This is a genomic window from Nisaea sp., assembly GCF_017640745.1.
Classification (GTDB): Bacteria; Pseudomonadota; Alphaproteobacteria; order Thalassobaculales; family Thalassobaculaceae; genus Nisaea.
Genome location: NZ_JAEPQA010000011.1, coordinates 92,640 through 110,274 on the forward strand (window position 1 = coordinate 92,640; position 17,635 = coordinate 110,274).

The 17,635-nt window shown below is 61.9% G+C and carries 15 protein-coding genes; 3 read left to right on the forward strand and 12 right to left on the reverse strand.

All coding sequences use genetic code 11. The annotated features are described in order from the left end of the window. Positions 1-3 precede the first annotated feature (3 nt). The 8 genes from galE to JJ959_RS09785 are packed head-to-tail and all read right to left on the reverse strand — an operon-like array spanning position 4 to position 10,232. Positions 4-1,065 carry a UDP-glucose 4-epimerase GalE gene (galE, locus tag JJ959_RS09750; RefSeq protein WP_292882753.1) on the reverse strand — a complete coding sequence of 354 codons (1,062 nt, stop codon included), beginning with the start codon at positions 1,063-1,065 and terminating at the stop codon, positions 4-6. After that, positions 1,062-1,856, reverse strand: a complete 795-nt coding sequence (locus JJ959_RS09755) for a class I SAM-dependent methyltransferase (protein ID WP_292882756.1) — start codon at positions 1,854-1,856, stop codon at positions 1,062-1,064. The genes galE and JJ959_RS09755 overlap by 4 nt, the downstream gene beginning before the upstream one ends. After that, a complete protein-coding gene (locus JJ959_RS09760) occupies positions 1,856-3,094 on the reverse strand; it encodes a glycosyltransferase family 4 protein (RefSeq protein WP_292882758.1) in 1,239 nt (412 codons plus the stop codon). The genes JJ959_RS09755 and JJ959_RS09760 overlap by 1 nt, the downstream gene beginning before the upstream one ends. Before the next feature lie 3 nt (positions 3,095-3,097). After that, positions 3,098-3,871: a hypothetical protein gene (locus JJ959_RS09765; protein WP_292882760.1), complete on the reverse strand. Its 774-nt coding sequence runs from the start codon at positions 3,869-3,871 to the stop codon at positions 3,098-3,100. Between the two features lie 3 nt (positions 3,872-3,874). Then, positions 3,875-5,227: an HlyD family type I secretion periplasmic adaptor subunit gene (locus JJ959_RS09770; protein WP_292882763.1), complete on the reverse strand. Its 1,353-nt coding sequence runs from the start codon at positions 5,225-5,227 to the stop codon at positions 3,875-3,877. Beyond that, on the reverse strand, positions 5,224-6,984 hold the full coding sequence (locus JJ959_RS09775; RefSeq protein ID WP_292882766.1) for a type I secretion system permease/ATPase: 1,761 nt from the start codon (positions 6,982-6,984) through the stop codon (positions 5,224-5,226). Before JJ959_RS09775 ends, JJ959_RS09770 begins: the two co-directional genes overlap by 4 nt. Continuing rightward, on the reverse strand, positions 6,981-9,245 hold the full coding sequence (locus JJ959_RS09780; protein WP_292882769.1) for a glycosyltransferase family 2 protein: 2,265 nt from the start codon (positions 9,243-9,245) through the stop codon (positions 6,981-6,983). Before JJ959_RS09780 ends, JJ959_RS09775 begins: the two co-directional genes overlap by 4 nt. Before the next feature lie 45 nt (positions 9,246-9,290). Next, positions 9,291-10,232 carry a calcium-binding protein gene (locus tag JJ959_RS09785; protein WP_292882772.1) on the reverse strand — a complete coding sequence of 314 codons (942 nt, stop codon included), beginning with the start codon at positions 10,230-10,232 and terminating at the stop codon, positions 9,291-9,293. A gap of 491 nt (positions 10,233-10,723) precedes the next feature. Here JJ959_RS09785 and JJ959_RS09790 point away from each other — a divergent pair, with 491 nt between their 5' ends. Both JJ959_RS09790 and JJ959_RS09795 read left to right on the forward strand, forming a co-directional pair. Further along, on the forward strand, positions 10,724-11,422 hold the full coding sequence (locus tag JJ959_RS09790; protein WP_292882774.1) for a hypothetical protein: 699 nt from the start codon (positions 10,724-10,726) through the stop codon (positions 11,420-11,422). A 554-nt stretch (positions 11,423-11,976) separates the two neighbouring features. Next, complete coding sequence (locus JJ959_RS09795) at positions 11,977-12,804, forward strand: matrixin family metalloprotease (RefSeq protein ID WP_292882777.1); 828 nt, start codon at positions 11,977-11,979, stop codon at positions 12,802-12,804. Between the two features lie 21 nt (positions 12,805-12,825). On the opposite strand, the gene JJ959_RS09800 is transcribed toward JJ959_RS09795, so the two are convergent. Next, positions 12,826-13,665 (reverse strand): amidohydrolase family protein, encoded by an 840-nt coding sequence (locus JJ959_RS09800; RefSeq protein ID WP_292882780.1) that lies wholly within the window; start codon positions 13,663-13,665, stop codon positions 12,826-12,828. 110 nt (positions 13,666-13,775) lie between these two features. Here JJ959_RS09800 and JJ959_RS09805 point away from each other — a divergent pair, with 110 nt between their 5' ends. Next, positions 13,776-14,273, forward strand: coding sequence for a RidA family protein (locus JJ959_RS09805; RefSeq protein WP_292882783.1), 498 nt, complete (start codon positions 13,776-13,778; stop codon positions 14,271-14,273). A 15-nt stretch (positions 14,274-14,288) separates the two neighbouring features. Here the strand turns inward: JJ959_RS09805 and JJ959_RS09810 are convergent, their stop codons facing one another. The 3 genes from JJ959_RS09810 to JJ959_RS09820 form a co-directional block, all read right to left on the reverse strand. After that, positions 14,289-14,807: a cupin domain-containing protein gene (locus tag JJ959_RS09810; protein WP_292882786.1), complete on the reverse strand. Its 519-nt coding sequence runs from the start codon at positions 14,805-14,807 to the stop codon at positions 14,289-14,291. 22 nt (positions 14,808-14,829) lie between these two features. Next, positions 14,830-16,221, reverse strand: a complete 1,392-nt coding sequence (locus tag JJ959_RS09815; RefSeq protein WP_292882789.1) for an aminotransferase class III-fold pyridoxal phosphate-dependent enzyme — start codon at positions 16,219-16,221, stop codon at positions 14,830-14,832. A 153-nt stretch (positions 16,222-16,374) separates the two neighbouring features. Next, positions 16,375-17,625 carry a hypothetical protein gene (locus tag JJ959_RS09820; RefSeq protein ID WP_292882791.1) on the reverse strand — a complete coding sequence of 417 codons (1,251 nt, stop codon included), beginning with the start codon at positions 17,623-17,625 and terminating at the stop codon, positions 16,375-16,377. Positions 17,626-17,635 lie beyond the last annotated feature (10 nt).

Consider the following 17,635-nt stretch of genomic DNA (forward strand, 5'->3'; position numbering starts at 1 on the left):
CCATCAATCCCCCACTTCCACAGACAAGACATGTCGGTTCCGGCGGGCGGTCCGGCTCGAGATGGAGCATGCTGCATGGCGCACCTGATCTATCAGGCGGCAATGCTGCGGATTCCACTTCAGCTCCTTTTTCACGAGCGAGGCAGAGGCGATTAACCTCGCGGGATCACCCGAACGCCGTGACGCTTCGCGGACGCGCATCGGCTTTCCGATCACGGCCTCAACAGATTTGGACACCTGCCTGACGGAGAATCCCCTTCCAATTCCGAGATTGGCCGTCAGATTGCCCCCTCCATCGAGTAGCCGTCGCACCGCCAGCACATGCCCTTCGGCCAGGTCGCTGACATGCACGTAGTCTCTGATGCACGTCCCGTCGGGCGTGTCGTAGTCGGTACCGAAGATCACGAGTTCGTCGCGCAGGCCGAGCGCGGCCTGGATTGCGAGCGGGATCAGATGCGTCTCGGGATCGTGATTCTCCCGGAGTTCTCCGTCCGGATCGGCACCCGCGGCGTTGAAATAACGCAGCGCGCAATAGCGCAGCCCGTATGCCGCCGCCGCATCGGCGAGAATGTCCTCCACCATGTTCTTGCTGCGCCCATAGGGATTGATCGGCCGGCGCGGATGGGTTTCGGGGATCGGCACGATTTCCGGCTCGCCATAAACCGCAGCAGTCGATGAGAAGACGATCCTGTCGATCCCGGACCTGCGCATGCAGCGCAGCAGCGTCTGCGAACCGCAGACATTGACATCGTAATAATCGAGCGGCTCGCGGACAGAGGTTCCGGCCTCGATCAGGCCGGCGAAATGCAGCACGGCCTCGGGACGGTAGGTCGTCATCACCGAATAGAGCCTCGCCTCGTCCCGGATATCTCCGATCTCGAGTGGTCCCCACCGCACCGCTGCGGCGATCCCGTTGCTGAGATCGTCATAGGTCACGGGCAGGTATCCTGCGCGCGACAGCGCCTTGCAGGTGTGGCTGCCGATGAAGCCGGCCCCGCCCGTGACCAGCACGGCCGGCCGCGCCGCTCCGCCCACCAGGTGGCTATGCGAACGCGCCCCGCTCATTTCTGGAACACCAGAATGTCCTGGAAAGGCGTGCCCGGCTCGGGATCGGCATAAGGCCAATGCCCTTCGGCGCGATTGACGAGCGTGAATCCGCACCGGCGGAGCGCGCAGTCGAGCAGCCAGTCTTCCTCGATCGCCGCGGCCGCAAATCCGGTATCTTGAGGCGGCGTGTAGACCGGTCCCGGCGCACCGAGATCGAACGGATAGCGATGGTTCACACCCGCCAGCGGCCGGGTCCGCTCGTCGATCACGAAGAAGGTCGCGAACAGCCGTCCACCCGGCAAAAGGATCCGGCTGACCTCGGAGAGATATCGCTCCGTGACCGCTGCGGACAGATGCGTGAAGACCGAAACCATGAGAACGAAATCGAAAGTCTCGCCCGCGATCGGCAGCGTGATGTCCTCGGCGCCGAGCCTTCCCCCCGGATTGTAGAGCGGGTGCCGGACGTCGACGTGAAAGAAGCCGAACCGCTCGCGCTCGTCGCGGATATTCTGCAGGCACCACTCGACATTCTCGCGGACCACGTCGAAGCCGAAATAGCTGGCATCGGGACCGAGATAGTATTTCAGAGGCTGCGCAAGCCGCCCCAGCCCGCAGCCGATATCGAGCACGCTCGAGTCCGGTTCGAGGCCACCGAGATCGACCATGAGGCGCAGGAATTCCGCACCGATGGCGGCATAGTCTCCGTCGCCGATTTTTGCATTGGCGTCCTCCGGCAGCGTGTCTTCCCGTGCGGACAAGTAACAATCTATCGCGAGTTCGGCCCGGTCCCGCGTCGCATGATCCAGCATCACGCCGCCCTCCGTCGCTCGAAGAGCGCCAGATAGTCGGACGCGGCCTCATCGAGAGTCCGGACCGGCGCAACGCCGGCGCTCAGTTTTCGCCAAAGAATCTCGTTGCCGGAGACATGCTCGATAGCCTCGCGCCAGGCCGCCACGTCTCCCGCCCGGATATGCAGCCCGTCGATGCGATCTCTTACGGCCTCCGCCATGCCGCCGATGTCGCTGCACAAAACCGGGCGCTTGAAACTGAAGGCCTCGTTGATGACCAGAGGCGCGTTCTCCCACCAGATCGACGGCACCAGCACCCAGGCAGCGCGCCGCAGCGCCGGAGCCAGATTGTTCCGGTCATAGCGACCGTGCATCCGGACAAGGTCTCCGGCGCCGTCGACGAGGGCCGCGAGCTCTTCTTTGAATTCCTCGCGCTGATAAAGTGCCGAGCCGTAAATGTTCAGGATCGATTTCCGCTCGCTTGCCTCTGCGGCTTCGAGAAACGCGCGGATCGCAACCAGCGTTCCTTTGGTCTCTCGGAGATTTCCGAAGAGCGCGAAATTGCGGAGGTCAGGCGGCTGCGTCTGCCGGTCTCCGCCGTCGAGCGACCAGCCGTTCCGGATCACCGCGATCCTGCTGCCCGGAAGCCCCCATGCGAGGAAGCGCTCGCGGAGAAACGCGCTCGGCGCGATCAGCAGATCCGCAAGGTTCAAATGCTTCAGGACGAACTCTTTGCGCGCCGCGAAACTCGCGGGCGAGCGATCGGGAAAACATTTGAAACAACGATCCGGGGTCGGCTCGGAGCAGCGTTCCCCGTCCGAATTGAACAGCAGTCCGTCGCGCCCGCAGATCAGATAGTAATCGTGCAGCGTCACATAGATCCTGGCCCGCGGAAGCTCCTTGCGAACAAGCTGTAGAAGCTCGAGACCGAACTGGTTGAAGTGGTGAATGTGGACAATGTTCGGCCGGAAATCGCGCAGGAACCAGGCCACATCATACAGAAGCGGCTCCAGCGAATGGCGGGACTGCTCGACGGGGTCGAAGCCCGGCGCGCGGAAGAAGAAGATTGAGGGATCGGTTTCGAGCGCGGTAATGGCCGTTCCCGGGAGCCCCGGGCGGAGCCCGGGATCCACCGCGGCAAGCAGTCTCGCCTCCACTCCGGGACGCTCCCGGTAGGCGCTGTGCAGCCCTTCCGCCATCATTTCTGTGCCGCCGGGATGCAGGGATGAATGATTGTGAACGACGGAGAGAACGCGCATCGGTCAATGGCCTCCGTAAGTGGCGTAGAGCATGACGAAAACGAAGAGCAGACCGACCCCCGCGACAGCGCCGAGCGCATGCACCCGCTCGAACCAGCGCAATGCCCCCGGATCGTCGAGACGGTTCAGCCTGGTTTCAGCCTTCTTCAGCCTCTCGTCGCTCCGCATGGCGAAACTCTCGAGCGAAGCGACCTCCTCCCGGAGGGCCTCGATCGAGGCCTGCAGTTCTCCGGACTTGGCCGCTTTCTGTTGTTCGTAGTCCGAAGCCGGATGCGCCATGTGGACGAGACTGACGAGCGCCCGTTCGATGGATTCCATACGGCCAAGCAGAGCATCCATGTCCGGTCCTCCGCCTCCGGCCGGATTGTCCCCGGAGCTGGGCGCCTCGATCTGCGTCCCGGCAACCGGTTGAAGCTTCGTACAGCGAGGCCCCCGCAGCAGCGGCACGTTGGAACCCGCAAAGCAGGCATAGAAGGCGGCCGCATCTTCCCCCCAGAGCTCTTTCGGCAGCGTGAAGACGAAAGCGTGCCGGCCGGAACCACCGCCATACTGCACGAGATCTTCGCGATACCGGTCGGCGGTCACCTGTCCGATCAGTTCCGGACCGCGGAACAGATCGATTTCCAGCTTCTTGTCCGGATCTCCCGGATCCAGCGCCCAGCCGAAGATTCTTCCGTCCTCGACGGCCTCGATGAACCCTTCATAAGCGGCGGCAACGATGTCGAAATCGCCGTTCGTATCCCTCGTCCGGCCGCTCTTGCGCGATCGCCTGGTCATTCTCTAGTCCTCCCGAAAGCCGAGGAAGAGCGCGCGGGAGACCGGCGACAGCAGGTACTCGACGAAGGTCCGCTCCTGCGTGGTCAACACGACATCGGCCGGCATGCCGGCCTGCAGCTTGAGGTCCTTCGCCCGCTCCAGCGCGTCCTCGGTAAGCTTCACGAACACTTCGTAGTAGGTCGCGCCGTTGGACGGATCGGTCAGACGGTCGGCCGAAATGTGGGTGACCGTGCCCGGAAGCGGATCGGAGAAGCGCTGGTTGATCGCCAGCAGACGAACCTCGGCGGCCTGCCCCTTGTGGACCGCGTCGATATCGGTCGGACGAAGCTTCGCGCGGACGAAGAGCGCGTCATGCGCCGGCAACAGATCGAATATCCGCTCGCCGGGACCCGCGACGCCGCCGCTGCCGAAAAACTGCAGGTCGACGACCGTTCCGCGGGCCGGTGCGCGCAGAACGGTGTTCTCGAGTAAAGAAGCCGCGCTCATCCTCTGTTCGATCGCATCGCTCAGCGCGCCTTCGGTCTCGGTCAGCTCTCCCGCGACGCTCATCGTGCGCTCGTAGTCGAGATTGGCGAGTTCGAGCCGGGTTCCGTTCTCGGCTTCCTGGATGCTCAGAAGCGATGCGCGCAGGGAGTCGATCTCGCCCTGAAGTTCCGCACCGTCGCGGCGCAGAGCGAGCAGTCGCGGGCGGCGCTCGTATCCGCGCTCGACCAGCGAGGCGACGTCTTTTTCCTCAGCACGGGTCAGTGCCAGGCGCTCTTCGCGGCTCGCGATCTCGGCGTTCACGCCGTCACGCCGCTGGCGCAGCTCCTCGATGTTCGATTGCAGGACCTCGCGGCGTCCTTCCAGATACTGCCAGCGTGCAGAAAGCAGGCCCTTTTCGATATCCATGAGCTGGTCGACGAAGATCTCGCCGGACCGTTCCCGGATTTCCTCCGGCCAGGCGATCTCTGCCGCTTTCGAGAGTTCGGCCTTGAGCCGTGCCCGCTTCGCGAGAGCCCGGAGATAGCGGGCATCGGCTATACCGAAGTTGGCCTGCGCCTGAACCGGATCGAAGGTCACGACCGTGTCACCGCGCTCGACCACCGATCCTTCGCTCACATGCAAGGTCGCGATTGTGCCGCCATCCTTGCTTTCCACACTGCGCCGGTTGGCCTCGACGCTGAACTCGCCATTCGCCACCACACCGCCCGCCATCGGCAGGAAATAAGCCCAGCCTGCGAACGCCAACAATCCGAGGCAGAGAAAGAGCAGGACACCGCGGACACTCGAGGCGATCGGGGGATAGCTGTCGCTCCGGGAGTCATGCCCGAATCCCGGTGAGCCCGCGGACTTTGTCGGAACCAGGATCGTCATGATTGCCCCCCGATGCCAACGAGCTGGCCGCCGCGACGTCCTTGTCCCTTCACCCCGATGAAACCGCGCTCGTCGAACAGCAGATCATCCGGGCGGGCGATCCGCTCGATCGTTCCTTCGCGCATGACGATGATGCGGTCGGCGAGCTTGATGAGCGCCGGCCGGTGACTGACGACCAGAGAAGTGCTGCCGCCCGCCTTCGCCTCCTCGAGAGCCGAGACCAGGGATTGCTGGCCTTCCATATCGAGGCTCGCGTCCGGCTCGTCGAGCACGAGAAACGGCGGATTTCCGAACAATGCCCGTGCAAGCCCGATACGCTGGGACTGGCCACCGGTGAGCTTGGCCCCGAACGTTCCGACATCGGTATCGTAGCCATGCGGGAAACGCCCGATCATCGCATGCACGCCGGCACGCTTCGCCGCCTCGATCACCTTCGGCGCCGGGGCTTCGCTCAGCCTCGATATGTTTTCCCGCACCGTGCCGGAAAACAGCTCGACCTGCTGCGGCAGGTACCCGACATACTGGCCGAAATCGTCGCGGTTCCAGGTATAGACATCGTGTCCGTCGAGCCGGATCGATCCGGCCGTCGGGGCCCACACACCGACCAGGAGCTTCGCCAGCGTGGACTTGCCCGCCGCGGACGGTCCGATAATGGCGACAAACTCGCCCGGCTGAACGGAGAAACTGACATTGCGGATGATCGGCTGCGGCGCGCCGGGCGCGGCGAAGACCAGTCGGTCCACCTCAAGCAGGCCGTTCGGCCGGGGCAGCGGCATCGTCGACCGTGGCCGCTTTTTCAGATCTTCCGCCACCAGTGCGTTGAGGCGCTGCAGTACCGCGCGGGCATTGACCCATTCCCGCCAGCTCGAAATGACGGAGCCGAAAGGCTGCAACGCCCTGCCGGAAATCATCATCGCCGCGACAAGCGTCGCCGCGCTGACTTCGCCTTGGACAACGAGATAGGCACCGGCGGCGATGATGCTCATCTGTCCGACAAACTGGATGCCGCGCGAGATCGAGCGCACCTGGCTTGCCCTTTGCTCGGCAACCTGGCTGGTCCGGATTGTCTGGTCGTTCGCGCGCCGCCAGCGTTGCAGGACATGGCGCATCAGCCCCATACCCTCGATCACCTCGGCGTTGCGCAAGGCGTCGCTAAGATCGTTGTAGGCCACCAGCGCCAGATGCTTCGCTTCGGCGGTCGGCTTGCGGACCAGAATTTCGTTGGCGATCGCGAGAACGACCAGCACGGCCGCGCCGGCGAGCGCGACGGTGAAATAGACCGGATGGAGAATGAAGAGCGCGAGGAAGAATATCGGCGACCAGAGAAACTCCATCCCGGCGGAAATGTTCTGGCCGCTGACGAACTGGCGCAGATCGCCGATATCGCGCAGAGTCTCGCTGACATTCCCTTTGCCGCGGAGCGAACGGCCGAGCCCGGCCTCCAGCAGGCTCTCGTTCAGCCGCTGCCCAAGCCAGGTTCCCGTCAGAAGAAAGATCTTCGACCGGAAGAAGTCGAAGACGACATAGAGCGAGACGCCGATGATCGCCGCGACGGAAATACCGACCAAAGTCGAATAGCTGTGGCTCAACAGGACCTTGTTGAAGATGTTGATCATGTAGAGCGGCGGCACAAGCATCAGCAGGCTGGTGACAAGGCTGAGGAGCAGGGCAAAAAGCACCGCCCTGGTCGACCTGCGCAGAACCGACGTGACCGGATTGCCGGCGACCGACGGAGATATCTCGTGCTGCTCGCTCATGCGGACACCGTCACTTTTGTAATTTGAGGGGTGGCGATCTGCCTCGCGCTCGGCATCTGCGCCGGGAACCAACGGTTCTGATGGAGCCACCGGTTGTATTGCGCGGCGCAGGAGGTTCGATGCAGCTGGTGTTCCCCGATCGATTGCCGCTCGTAATGCCCGAGCGAGACGCGCGGCTCGTAGCCGAGCAGCCACCCGGCGGCCCGCAATTTCAGACAGAGGTCAGTGTCCTCGAAGTCGCCGACGATGTAGTCCTCGCTCAGTCCTCCGACCGCCTCCCAGGCATCCCGCCGGATCAGAAGGCAGGCGCCGGTCAGCGCGTCCGCACGGGCCGATCTGTTGGCCGCGCGGTGATCCGCGGGATAGCCCTTGAAGAGGGAGCGGTTGAAAACGCGTCCGCGGGAGTCCCTGTCGAAACCGAGTCCGGCATGCTGGATCGTCCCGTTCGCGAACAGCAGTTTGGGTCCGACAGCTCCCAGGTTCGGACGGCGGGCGAGCGCGCGGAGAAGCCCTCTGACCGGGGCCCGGGTCGTCGGAACGACGTCCGAATTCAGCAGCAGCAAGTGGCCGGCGCGAGCGAGCCCGGCTCCCGAATTGACCGCGGGCGCATAGCCGAAATTGGCCCGATGAACGATCACACGGCAGGCAAGGCCATATAGCTGGTGCATGGCCCGGAGCTGCGCTTCGACGCGCGAGGCGCTTTCCGGGTCGTCCACGACATAGATGAGCTCATCGCGCGCGCTGTCCTTCTCCATTGCGAGCGCACTGTATTGCGCCCGCAGGAACGCGAGATTCTTGTAGAGCGGGATGACGATGCTCACTCTCGGAGACGCGGCAATCTCACCGATCTCGACCTGCCGCTCTATCCGGTCGCCGCCGACAAACGTGCCATGAAGCGCGGAAACGGTTTTCGCGAGGCCGGACTCGAACAGACTGTCCGATTGCTCAGGATCGGCCGGCAAGGACAGCAGAAGATCCCGCGCAACCCGCGCGTCTCCGGTCGCCGGTCCGACCACGAGGGTCTTCGCGTTCCCCGAGACAAGACTGACCCGAAACACCTCGCTTCCGAGGGCAACGGACGCGGCCGGCGTGCGTATCGTAGCGCAGAAGCCACGGCGGATAGCGCGATCGGACTCCGTCGTGTCAGGCTTCGGAACACCCCGATGCGTGACCGGCACCAGCGCGTCATTCAGTCTGACGGATGTTCCCCCCGGCCCGATCCAGCAAATCTGGTCCATCAGTTCGTGTGGATCCTCGATCCAGCCGAACACCGTCATGTGCCCCTCGGCCGTCCTGACTGCCGCGGTGAGGCCAACCGAAACCGGCCCCGGAAAGGCGGCCACCGGCATCTTGCTCGCGGAGGCGGAAGCGTCCAGCTCCCTTAGGAAACCCGGGAGCTTGCGATTCACCTTCCCAAGGAGACCGACGGCATTCTTCAGCCACTGGATTGCATTGGCCGCGTCCGGGCCAGACGCCGCGCACAACTGAAGAAGATAACTGGTATCAACGAGCCTGGCGTGCCCCGGCTCGATCCGATGCATCTGTCCCGCAGACCAAAGCAGGACACTCCCCCGCCAGAGATCGTCGCGCGGAATATCCAGCATCCAGAAACCGGTCTGCTGCTCCGAGAGGATCAGGGACCGCCCCGACGACCTCCGGAAGCCGCCCTCGCCCAGCACCTGAACGCTTTCCACCCCGCCGATATCCGAAAGGCCGGTCACGACCAGAAGCATGGAGCCCGGGGCGAGTTCGACGACACAGCCGGCGTCCGGGAGAGCGACAGGTTCCAGCGCATCCGCCAGTGCATCCGCGAAGGCAAGCGCTTCGGGGTCGTCCGACCGCTTCATGTAAACCAGGATGAACTCGATCAGTTTCCGCGCGAGATCGACGCGTGCCGGGCGGTCCTCGCATGCGCCCAGAAGATCCCCAGCATCCGCCTGTTCGAAAACGGCCGCCTCGGCCGCCATCCCGTCGGCCAGAAGCTCGCCGGAGATCGACCAGCTCAGATGCATCTCGGGTTCCAGAGCGGCCGAAAACAACGTCAGTACGAGTTGCCTCGTGTCCGACTCCCGAACCGGAACCGAAATGAGCGGGCTCTTCACCGCACGCCCGTCGACAACGATGGAAATGTCCTTCAGGTCCCGATGCAGCTCGCAGAGCCCCAGCAGGACAAAGAGGTTCGGCGCAATTCTCAGACACGCCGGCCTCTTGTCCCTCGGGGAAACCGCAAGCCGGGACTCCCGGCTTGAAATCTGTCCCACGGCACAGCCCGCCCGGACAAACGTCCGGACGCCCCTCAAAGAAAATCAGACAACCTGGATGTAGAGGCCGATATTGGCCTGAATGTCCGTTGCGCTAATCCCCACGACGGTCACCTGGTTGCCGGCTCCGAGGTCGATCACGGCGTTGCCGCTCGCGTCTGAGGAAACCCGGGTCAGCAGATCCCCCGGCTGGGTGACGGAGAGGCCGTTGATGTTGGACTGGACCTGGATGACGTCCGCTCCGGCCGTGAAATCGAAAACCACGTCGGAGCCGCCGTCCGTCTGGAAGACGAAGACATCGTCGCCCTGGTTGCCGAACAGCGCGTCGTTGCCCTTGTTGCCGAACAAGGTGTCCTCGTTCTGGCCGCCATAGAGCGTGTCGGCGCCCTGGCCGCCATAGAGTGCGTCGTTCTGCTGGTTGCCGTAAATGATATCGTCGGCCTGGTTGCCGTAGATGATATCGTTGTCGCGCTGCCCGAACGCGATGTCGTTCGCGGCGCCGCCGGCGATCTCGTCATTTCCGATGCCGCCATAAAACAGATCGTCGCCTTCGTCCGAGCCGATCGTGTCGTCGCCCACGCCGCCCTCGATCGTATCGTTTCCGAGACCGCCAAAGACGACGTCGTTTCCGAGACCGCCATTGACCAAGTCGTCGCCCACCCCGCCGGTGAGGCTGTCGGAACCACCCCCGCCGAGAATATTGTCGGAACCGCCTCCACCGATAACATTTGCGTTGCCGGAGCCTGCCACAATCACTGTTTTCGCAGTCGTTCCGGAAAGTGCGATCGTTGTCGTCTGGCCTGCCGAGAGTGAGACCGTGGACGTCGGCGTCGTGTCGGAAATCGTCGTCGTCCCGCCAACGGATGCGGTTACTGTGGTGATGGAGGTTTCGGTAATCCCGAGTGAGTCGAGGAACGTACTGATTTGCGCCCCTTCGTCCGCCGTCACGGTTCCAGTATCAAATATTCCACCTGCAATTGTCGCCATGAGTGCCCCCTAATATCATTCGAAACCTGAAATGCATTTGTTTCTATCGAACTCGGCTGCCATGAGAACGCCGGCGCGCCTTTCGATAAAATGCATCTCATGTTTGATTTTTCGGGACAATTTTTCTATTTTCAGAAAAATAGTGAAATCGTTTCTATATTATAAAAATATTCGATTTAACTTCACGTTGGATAATCACTGAAATAACGTTGAATTTACGAAGGCATGTTTTTTAGCATCGACACGCCATGATAGCGTGAAAGCAAACTGAAGGACCGGGGCACAAAAAGCATATTATTCGAAGCACCACGTCTGCCCCGCATAAGAACGGACTTTGAACGAAAAAATTCTCTGAGTTACTTAAATATAGCAAATATTATATTACGACATTTACATTCGAAGAGACAATGATAGAAAATTTCGAGCTGTCAGATTTTCCATACGCGGAATTTGCGCGCTCCCAGTTTCCCCAGTCCGTCCGGACCCTCGACATGGAACTCTTCAAGCTGGTCGAGATGGCGAGGCTCTGGGTTCGCGAACACAACTATCCGCCGTACAAGCTGGCATTGCAGGCCGATATATCGACGAGCCAATGCCACAAGATGATGGACCCGAGCTGGAATCCGTCGGTGAAGCTGCTTCGCAAGATTGCGGCAGCGCTTCCATCGGACTGGGTGCGCGCTTTCGAGCTGGATGCGAATATTTCACTTCCGCGGGTATTTTCGACCCCATACTCGAACGCGATAGACCACAGCACTGTCGACAGGATCGAGACCGATCTGCGGTTCGGACACCTGGATGCGGCCGGTGAACGGCTTGACGCCCAAGGGCTGTCTTTCCGCGAGTTCGACTTTTCGGATTCTGACCATGTCAAGGTCATGACATTCTACAGCACCGCACCCGATCCGACCGTTGACGGGACCAGCATCTCGCTGCGGAACATCCCGCCTTTCTATCCTGAGATCACCCCCAGCGGGTCGATCTCGATCACCCAGTTCCTTGAGCAAAGAAAGCCGTTCAATTATTTCGGCCGCCATTACGTGACCACAATGAGTCTCATCCAAACCGAAGACAGGAACAAAGTTCGGCAATACTGGAAGGCGAATCCAATCTTGCCGTTCTCCAGTCAGAGGCAGAAAGACCTGTTCGAACTATACAGCCAATTCCGGAAATCAAAGAGAGCAGGTTAGAATTTTCAGGTAACTCTTCGTCATACACAATAATTTTCCATTTTCAGAAAACTGAAAAAAAATCAATTATTGATTGCATATTGTTTTATGCTTTTTGAATCACACGACACTTACGGAACACCATTTTCCAATAAATCTCTTTTTATCACTGTGATAACGCTTTTCAAATTTTACAGAAAAACATCCATTAGACGAAAACCAAGAATCTCACTCCATTCTAAATTTGATTTTCGCTCAATCGAAGCGCTGAATAAAAATTCAATAAATTAGCTAGACAGCTCGCCATTATCAGAAATAAAAAGAATGGAATCAGAAATTTATACATCATTAATATTTGTATTTATCTATTTTTAACTATATCGATTAACTTATTTTTGGGTATTTAAAACTAGAACCCGTCTCGGAGCATGCAATCACGCAACCGAGACACTTATGACTGAAAAGCAATCATTCCTTCCTGAAAACGCTACTTACTGCCCTTCATGCAGCGCCGCGGCGCTCCTTGCGGCCAATATCGGCCGCCGGATTGCACCTGCGTCTAGGGGAGCGGGGCGATGATCGGCTGGGACAAAGAGATCACCTTCATCGTCAATGCGAACGTCAATTACTCAAGAGCGGCGATCCACGACGGGTTCGCGCTTTGGGAGAACGTCGCAGACATCAGGTTCAGCGAGACTGTCAATCCGGCGGCTGCGGATTTCATTATCGCCGACCTCACCGAAGTGAAGACGGCATTCGGGGCCCTGCACAATGCGGACGGGCTGAACGTTACGGTCACGGACGAAGCGGGTAACGGGCTGAAATCCTATGTCGGTCTGGATGAGTCCCGGATCAGTTCCTTCGATCTGACCCGGGTTGCCGCGCATGAGATCGGCCACGGCTTCGGTTTCACCGATAGCCCGGCCGCAGATCCGAATCAGACGCTCTACAGCTACCGCAGCTCTGACGGAGCGCATCTCGAAGCGGACGATATCGAGGCGATCCAGCGGCTCTTCGGGGCCTCCTCGGGCAACAACCTGATCCATGCCGGCGACGGCAGCGGAACCGTCAGCGGCGGCGCCGGGGCCGACACGATCATGGCCGGCGGCGGGAACGACATCGTCTACGGCAATACGGGCAATGACATTCTCTATGGGAACCGGGGGAACGACCGGCTGAACGGAGGCCAGGGCGACGACGCCATCTACGGCGGCGCCGGAGACGATGTCATCGTCGCGAGCCTCGGACACGACACGGTCGTGGGCGGCGCCGGTTTCGATACGCTGAAGCTCCGCTCGGCTCCCACCGGGATCAGCAGCACAAGCGTGCACGGCGACGGCTATCGTGTCGACCTGGTCGGGGTCGAGAAAGTGCAGTATGGCGGGCTTGAGTGGTTACTCTGAAGATGCGGGCGCGCTCAATGGTCAGCCAGGAGCGGCCGAACGCGGCCAGCCCCACCAGTCGCGAACGGCCGATCCCATAACCCGCTCTAGGTCCGCGCCGCGGAGCCAGGGAAGGTCTTCTGTGAACATCGTCACGCATTCCCGCCAGGAGCACGGCATCTTTGAGATGTCCGTGCCCCAGAAGGTCCTGTCGGGTCCGAAAGCATCGAAGACCCGCCGCACATACCCCTGCATCACGGGGAACGGATAGGTTTCGGCGGAATAGCCGGGCGCGCCCGTCACCTTGACCGCCACGTTGGGCAATGCCGCGAGTTTCAGAAGCTCAGGCATGTGAACCATGGCCTCGTGGTCCTTCAGGGTGGTGTTGCCGCCCCTTCCGCCAAGATGGTCGATGCTGAGACGGAGCCCCGGATGCCGCTCTGCAATCTCGCCAAGAAGTGCGAGCGAGTCGGTCGCGAGCACAGTCACCGGGATATTGTATCTTTCCGCCGCGTCCCAGAACCACTTGAGTTCGCCGTCATGCAACAGACGGCGGTCCTCACCTTCGAGAAACATGCAGCGCAGGCCGAGCATGCCGGTCTGCGCGCGCCAGTGCTCCATGGCCGCGCCGCTCGCGTCAGGAGTGGTGAGATCGACCGCACCGATGATCGCGAAGCGGCCCGGATATTTCCGTACGGCGTTCATCGCGAGCTCGGTCGAATCCGGGTCCCAAGACGGCGGATGGATCACGGCGGCATCGACACCGGCCTCGTCCATCAGCGCGATGGCTTCAGCCGCAGTGAAGGACGTGATCTGCCAATGGGCCGCATTGCTCGGCAGCCCGGTCTGCCAGATGTGAATCTGAGCGTCGACGATTTCCAACTTTTCCTCCCCGGCGGCCATTTGTTCCGGCTCGTCCTCGGCATGAGCCTAGCGCGCATGGCGCGGCGCTGTAAGCTGGCAATGTGACCGAGATCGAGACGGAGTCCCCAATGCGCTCAGATGTGATGGCCAAACTAGAAGAGATGGGACTTTCCCTGCCTCCCTTTCGCGGCGCGCGGGGTAATTTTCTGCCCTGGCGGCGGGATGGGAACCTCGTCTTCCTTGCCGGGCAGACCTGCGACTGGGGTAGCGAAGTGACCCATCTCGGCCCGGTGATCGCGCCGGGCCAGACGCCGCCGCCGGACGGGCCGCACGTCACGATCGCCGAAGGTCGGAAGGCCGCCGAAATCTGCGCCCTGAACCTGCTCTATCACCTGAAGGATGCCTGTGACGGCAATCTCGACCGGGTGCGGACCGTGATGCGGCTCGGCGGTTTCGTAAATTGCCTTCCCGGCTTCGACAGCTCGCCCGAAGTCATCAACGGAGCGTCTGAACTCCTGATCGCGCTCTATGGAGAGAACGGCCGCCATGCACGGACGGCCGTGGGCGTCTCCGGACTGCCGGCAAACGCCTCCGTTGAGGTTGACGCGATCGTCCTGATCGAGTGAGGCCAGCGCCCCTCGTCAGGCCTCGCCGCGGTGAATCGGGTCGACCCACTTGACCGCTTCCGGCTTCTCGACCGGATCGATCTCGAGATTGACCACGACATTCTCGTTGTCGCTGCGTACCAGCACACAGTCGAGCGGCTCGTCGGTAGAGGCGTTGATCTCCTGATGCGGCACATAGGGCGGCACGAAGATGAAATCTCCCGGACCGGCCTCGGCGACGAATTCGAGATTGTTGCCCCAGCGCATGCGGGCGCGGCCGCTCACGACATAGATCACGCTCTCCAGTGCGCCGTGATGGTGCGCGCCGGTCTTCGCATTCGGGTGAATCTTCACCGTTCCGGCCCAGAGCTTCTTGGCCCCGGCCCGCGCGGTGGTAATCGCCGCCGCACGGTTCATGCCGGGCGTCTGGGCAGTGTTCGCATCCAGACTGTCACCCGGGATGACCTGAACCCCCTGCGTCTTCCAGTCGATCTCGCCGTCATGCGCGTGATCGTGGCCGTGCTCGTGCCCGTGATTATGATCATGATCGCTCACGCCATGTTCTCCCTTGCCGGTGTTACTTGCCGGAACCGAAAACGGCCGTCAGCGCGTTGTCGATCGCGCCGGTGATCTGGTCGATGTCCGACTTGGTCGCGATCAGCGCCGGCGAGAGGCAGAGCGTGTTGTTGTAGCCCGGGATCGAGCGGTTGGTGACGCCGATGATGACGCCCTCCGCATTGCAGTGACCGACCACGGCCTGCCCCTTGATCTCGTCCACCGGCTCCTTAGTCTCGCGGTCCTTCACCAGCTCGGCGCCCCAGAAGAGGCCCTTGCCGCGGACATCCCCGATCACCGGATGCTTGTCCATCAGCGCGAGCAGGTTCTGCTCCAGACGCGCGCCCATGGCGGTGGTGTTCTCCAGCAGCTTCTCGTCCTCGATGATGCGCATGTTCTCCAGCGCCGCGGCCGGGCCGGAGGCGCAGCCGCCGAAGGTCGAGATGTCGCGGAAATAGCTCAGCGGGTCGGAGGCGTCGTCCTTGAACATGTCGAAGACCGCCTCGGTGGTCACGGTGCAGGAGATAGCCGCATAGCCCGAGGCAACGCCTTTCGCCATGGTGACCATGTCCGGCTTGATGCCGTAATGCTGGTAGCCGAACCACTCGCCGGTCCGGCCGACGCCGCAGACGACCTCGTCGAGGATCAGCAGGATGCCGTATTTCTGGCAGATGTCCTGCACCCGCTCCCAGTAGCCCTTCGGCGGGGTGATGACACCGCCGCCGGCGGTGATGGTCTCGAGGCAGAGGCCGCCGACCGTGTCCGGACCCTCGCGCAGGATCACCTCCTCGATCGCATCCGCGGCGCGCTCGCCGTAATTCTCGGTCACGCCGTACTGGTTCCGGTATTCGAGGCAGTGCGGCACCTCGACGAAGCCCGGCGTGAAGGGGCCGTAGTGGGCAGCGCGCTGCGGCTGGCCGGCCGCCGAGAGGGCGGTGATGGTGGTGCCGTGATAATCGCGCTCGCGATAGAGGATCTTGGACTTCTTGCCGCCGTGATGGCGCGCGGAGATCTGCCGCACCATCTTGAAGGCCTTCTCGTTCGCCTCCGAGCCGGAGTTCGAATAATAGACCCGGGTCATGCCGGGCATCTTGGAGATCAGGCGCTCGGAAAAGCGGGCGCCCGGCACCGAACCGAGGGCACCGGCGAAGTAGTTCATCTTCACCAGCTGCTCGCGCACTGCGTCGGCAATGGTGTCGCGGCCATAGCCGACATTCACCGTCCAGACGCCACCGGACACGGCATCGAGGTGCTCCTTGCCGTTGATGTCCCAGACCCGCATGCCCTTGCCTTCGACGATGATCCGCGGGTCGGCCGTCTCGAAGGCCTTGTGCTGGGCGAGATGGTGCCAGACATGCGCCTTGTCGGAGGCGACGACGTCGGAAAGATCGTTTTCGAACTGCTTGGTACTCACGGCGCGTGTCTCCTAAACCTGATCGCGATGCAGAAGCCACTTGGGGCCGGTCCGCGCCGAGGGGCGGACGGCGGCCCTGTGGAAGGCAAGACCCGACTCAAAGCACAGATGAGACGCGAACGCCACCATGACGTTCACGGCAGCGGTGCGGATCTATTGGGTCCTGACCGTCCCGATTACGGAGACCCGTCCGATCCGGTTGCTGGCGGTCTGGTGGATCAGCAGAGACTTGCCGTCACGGCTGACCCTCATGTGCCGCAGAATGCCGGCATGCAGCCCGCCCGACGGAATCGGCCAGCTCTGGAAGCTTTCGGTCTCGGGATCGAAACGCACCAGCATGTCAGGGCGAACGCCGGATTCGTTGTACCAGACCGCACCGTCGAACCAGGCAATCGCGTAGGGATGCGACGAGGGCCCGCTCGGCGAGGGCCATTCGCGGATCGCCCCGGTGACAGGGTCGTAGACGCCGAGCCGGCCGAGCCCCGAATTCACCCACCAGATCCGCCCGTCCGGTGCGATATCGAGCCGGCGGACCGTGGTTCCCTCTTCCGGCAGCTTGACCTCGGTGACGTCCATGCTCCCGGGATCCAACTTGAGCAGGCAATTGGAGCCGTTGCAGGCGATCCAGACATCTCCGTTCTCCGCGATCTTCACACCGTAGGGTTTGGAGCGCGGCGTCGGCGCACTCACAAGCCGGACCTCCCCGCTCGCCGGATCGAGGCGGCCGATCATGTTGCTTTGCTGCAGGCTGAACCAGAGGATGCCTTCCGCATCGAAGACATGGGTGTGCGGATCGCGCGTTTCCGGATCAGGCATCGGATACTCTGTGATCTCGCCTGTCGCCGGGTCGAACCGGCCCATGGTTCCGTTCTTGTTGCCGGTGTACCAGATGCTTCCGTCCGGTCCGATCTCCACCGAATGCGGCTTGGCGCCAGACGGAAGATCGTACTCGGTCATCGCGCCGCTCGCCGGATCGATCCGTCCGAGAATGTCGGCCCACTGTCCGACCCACCAGATCGCACCGTCCGCCCCCTCGACCGGATCCCGGGCACGCTGTCCGAGGGTCGGCACCTGCCATTCCTCGAAGGAAAGCGCGAGCGGACCCGGAGCCGGGAGAGCAGCCCGGTTGCCGCTCGGCGGGAAGGCAGCAGAGAGATAATCGAGGATCCGGCTGTGCGTGTCCGCATCCCCCGACAGGTCGATCATCGTGGCCGTCAGTTCATCCCAATGCGCGCGGCTGTAACCGCTGCTGCGCTGGATCAGGTTGACGTTGTGACAGCCAGTGCAGACCGCCTCGACCAGTTTGCGGCCGTCACCGTCCGGCAAGCCCGGTCCGGCAGCGTACGCCTGGAAGGATGTCTGGAAAGCAGCGCTGCAAAGCAGTGCAAACATGAACCTGCGCATCGGAACACAC

What these genes read in the sequence shown, in the direction of transcription:
- JJ959_RS09795 (WP_292882777.1), top strand. Translation starts at nt 11,977, where the DNA reads ATGATCGGCTGGGACAAAGAGATCACCTTCATCGTCAATGCGAACGTC.
- JJ959_RS09805 (WP_292882783.1), top strand. Translation starts at nt 13,776, where the DNA reads ATGCGCTCAGATGTGATGGCCAAACTAGAAGAGATGGGACTTTCCCTG.
- JJ959_RS09770 (WP_292882763.1), bottom strand. Translation starts at nt 5,227, where the DNA reads ATGACGATCCTGGTTCCGACAAAGTCCGCGGGCTCACCGGGATTCGGG.
- JJ959_RS09820 (WP_292882791.1), bottom strand. Translation starts at nt 17,625, where the DNA reads ATGCGCAGGTTCATGTTTGCACTGCTTTGCAGCGCTGCTTTCCAGACA.
- JJ959_RS09755 (WP_292882756.1), bottom strand. Translation starts at nt 1,856, where the DNA reads ATGCTGGATCATGCGACGCGGGACCGGGCCGAACTCGCGATAGATTGT.
- JJ959_RS09785 (WP_292882772.1), bottom strand. Translation starts at nt 10,232, where the DNA reads ATGGCGACAATTGCAGGTGGAATATTTGATACTGGAACCGTGACGGCG.
- JJ959_RS09765 (WP_292882760.1), bottom strand. Translation starts at nt 3,871, where the DNA reads ATGACCAGGCGATCGCGCAAGAGCGGCCGGACGAGGGATACGAACGGC.
- galE (WP_292882753.1), bottom strand. Translation starts at nt 1,065, where the DNA reads ATGAGCGGGGCGCGTTCGCATAGCCACCTGGTGGGCGGAGCGGCGCGG.
- JJ959_RS09760 (WP_292882758.1), bottom strand. Translation starts at nt 3,094, where the DNA reads ATGCGCGTTCTCTCCGTCGTTCACAATCATTCATCCCTGCATCCCGGC.
- JJ959_RS09775 (WP_292882766.1), bottom strand. Translation starts at nt 6,984, where the DNA reads ATGAGCGAGCAGCACGAGATATCTCCGTCGGTCGCCGGCAATCCGGTC.
- JJ959_RS09790 (WP_292882774.1), top strand. Translation starts at nt 10,724, where the DNA reads ATGGAACTCTTCAAGCTGGTCGAGATGGCGAGGCTCTGGGTTCGCGAA.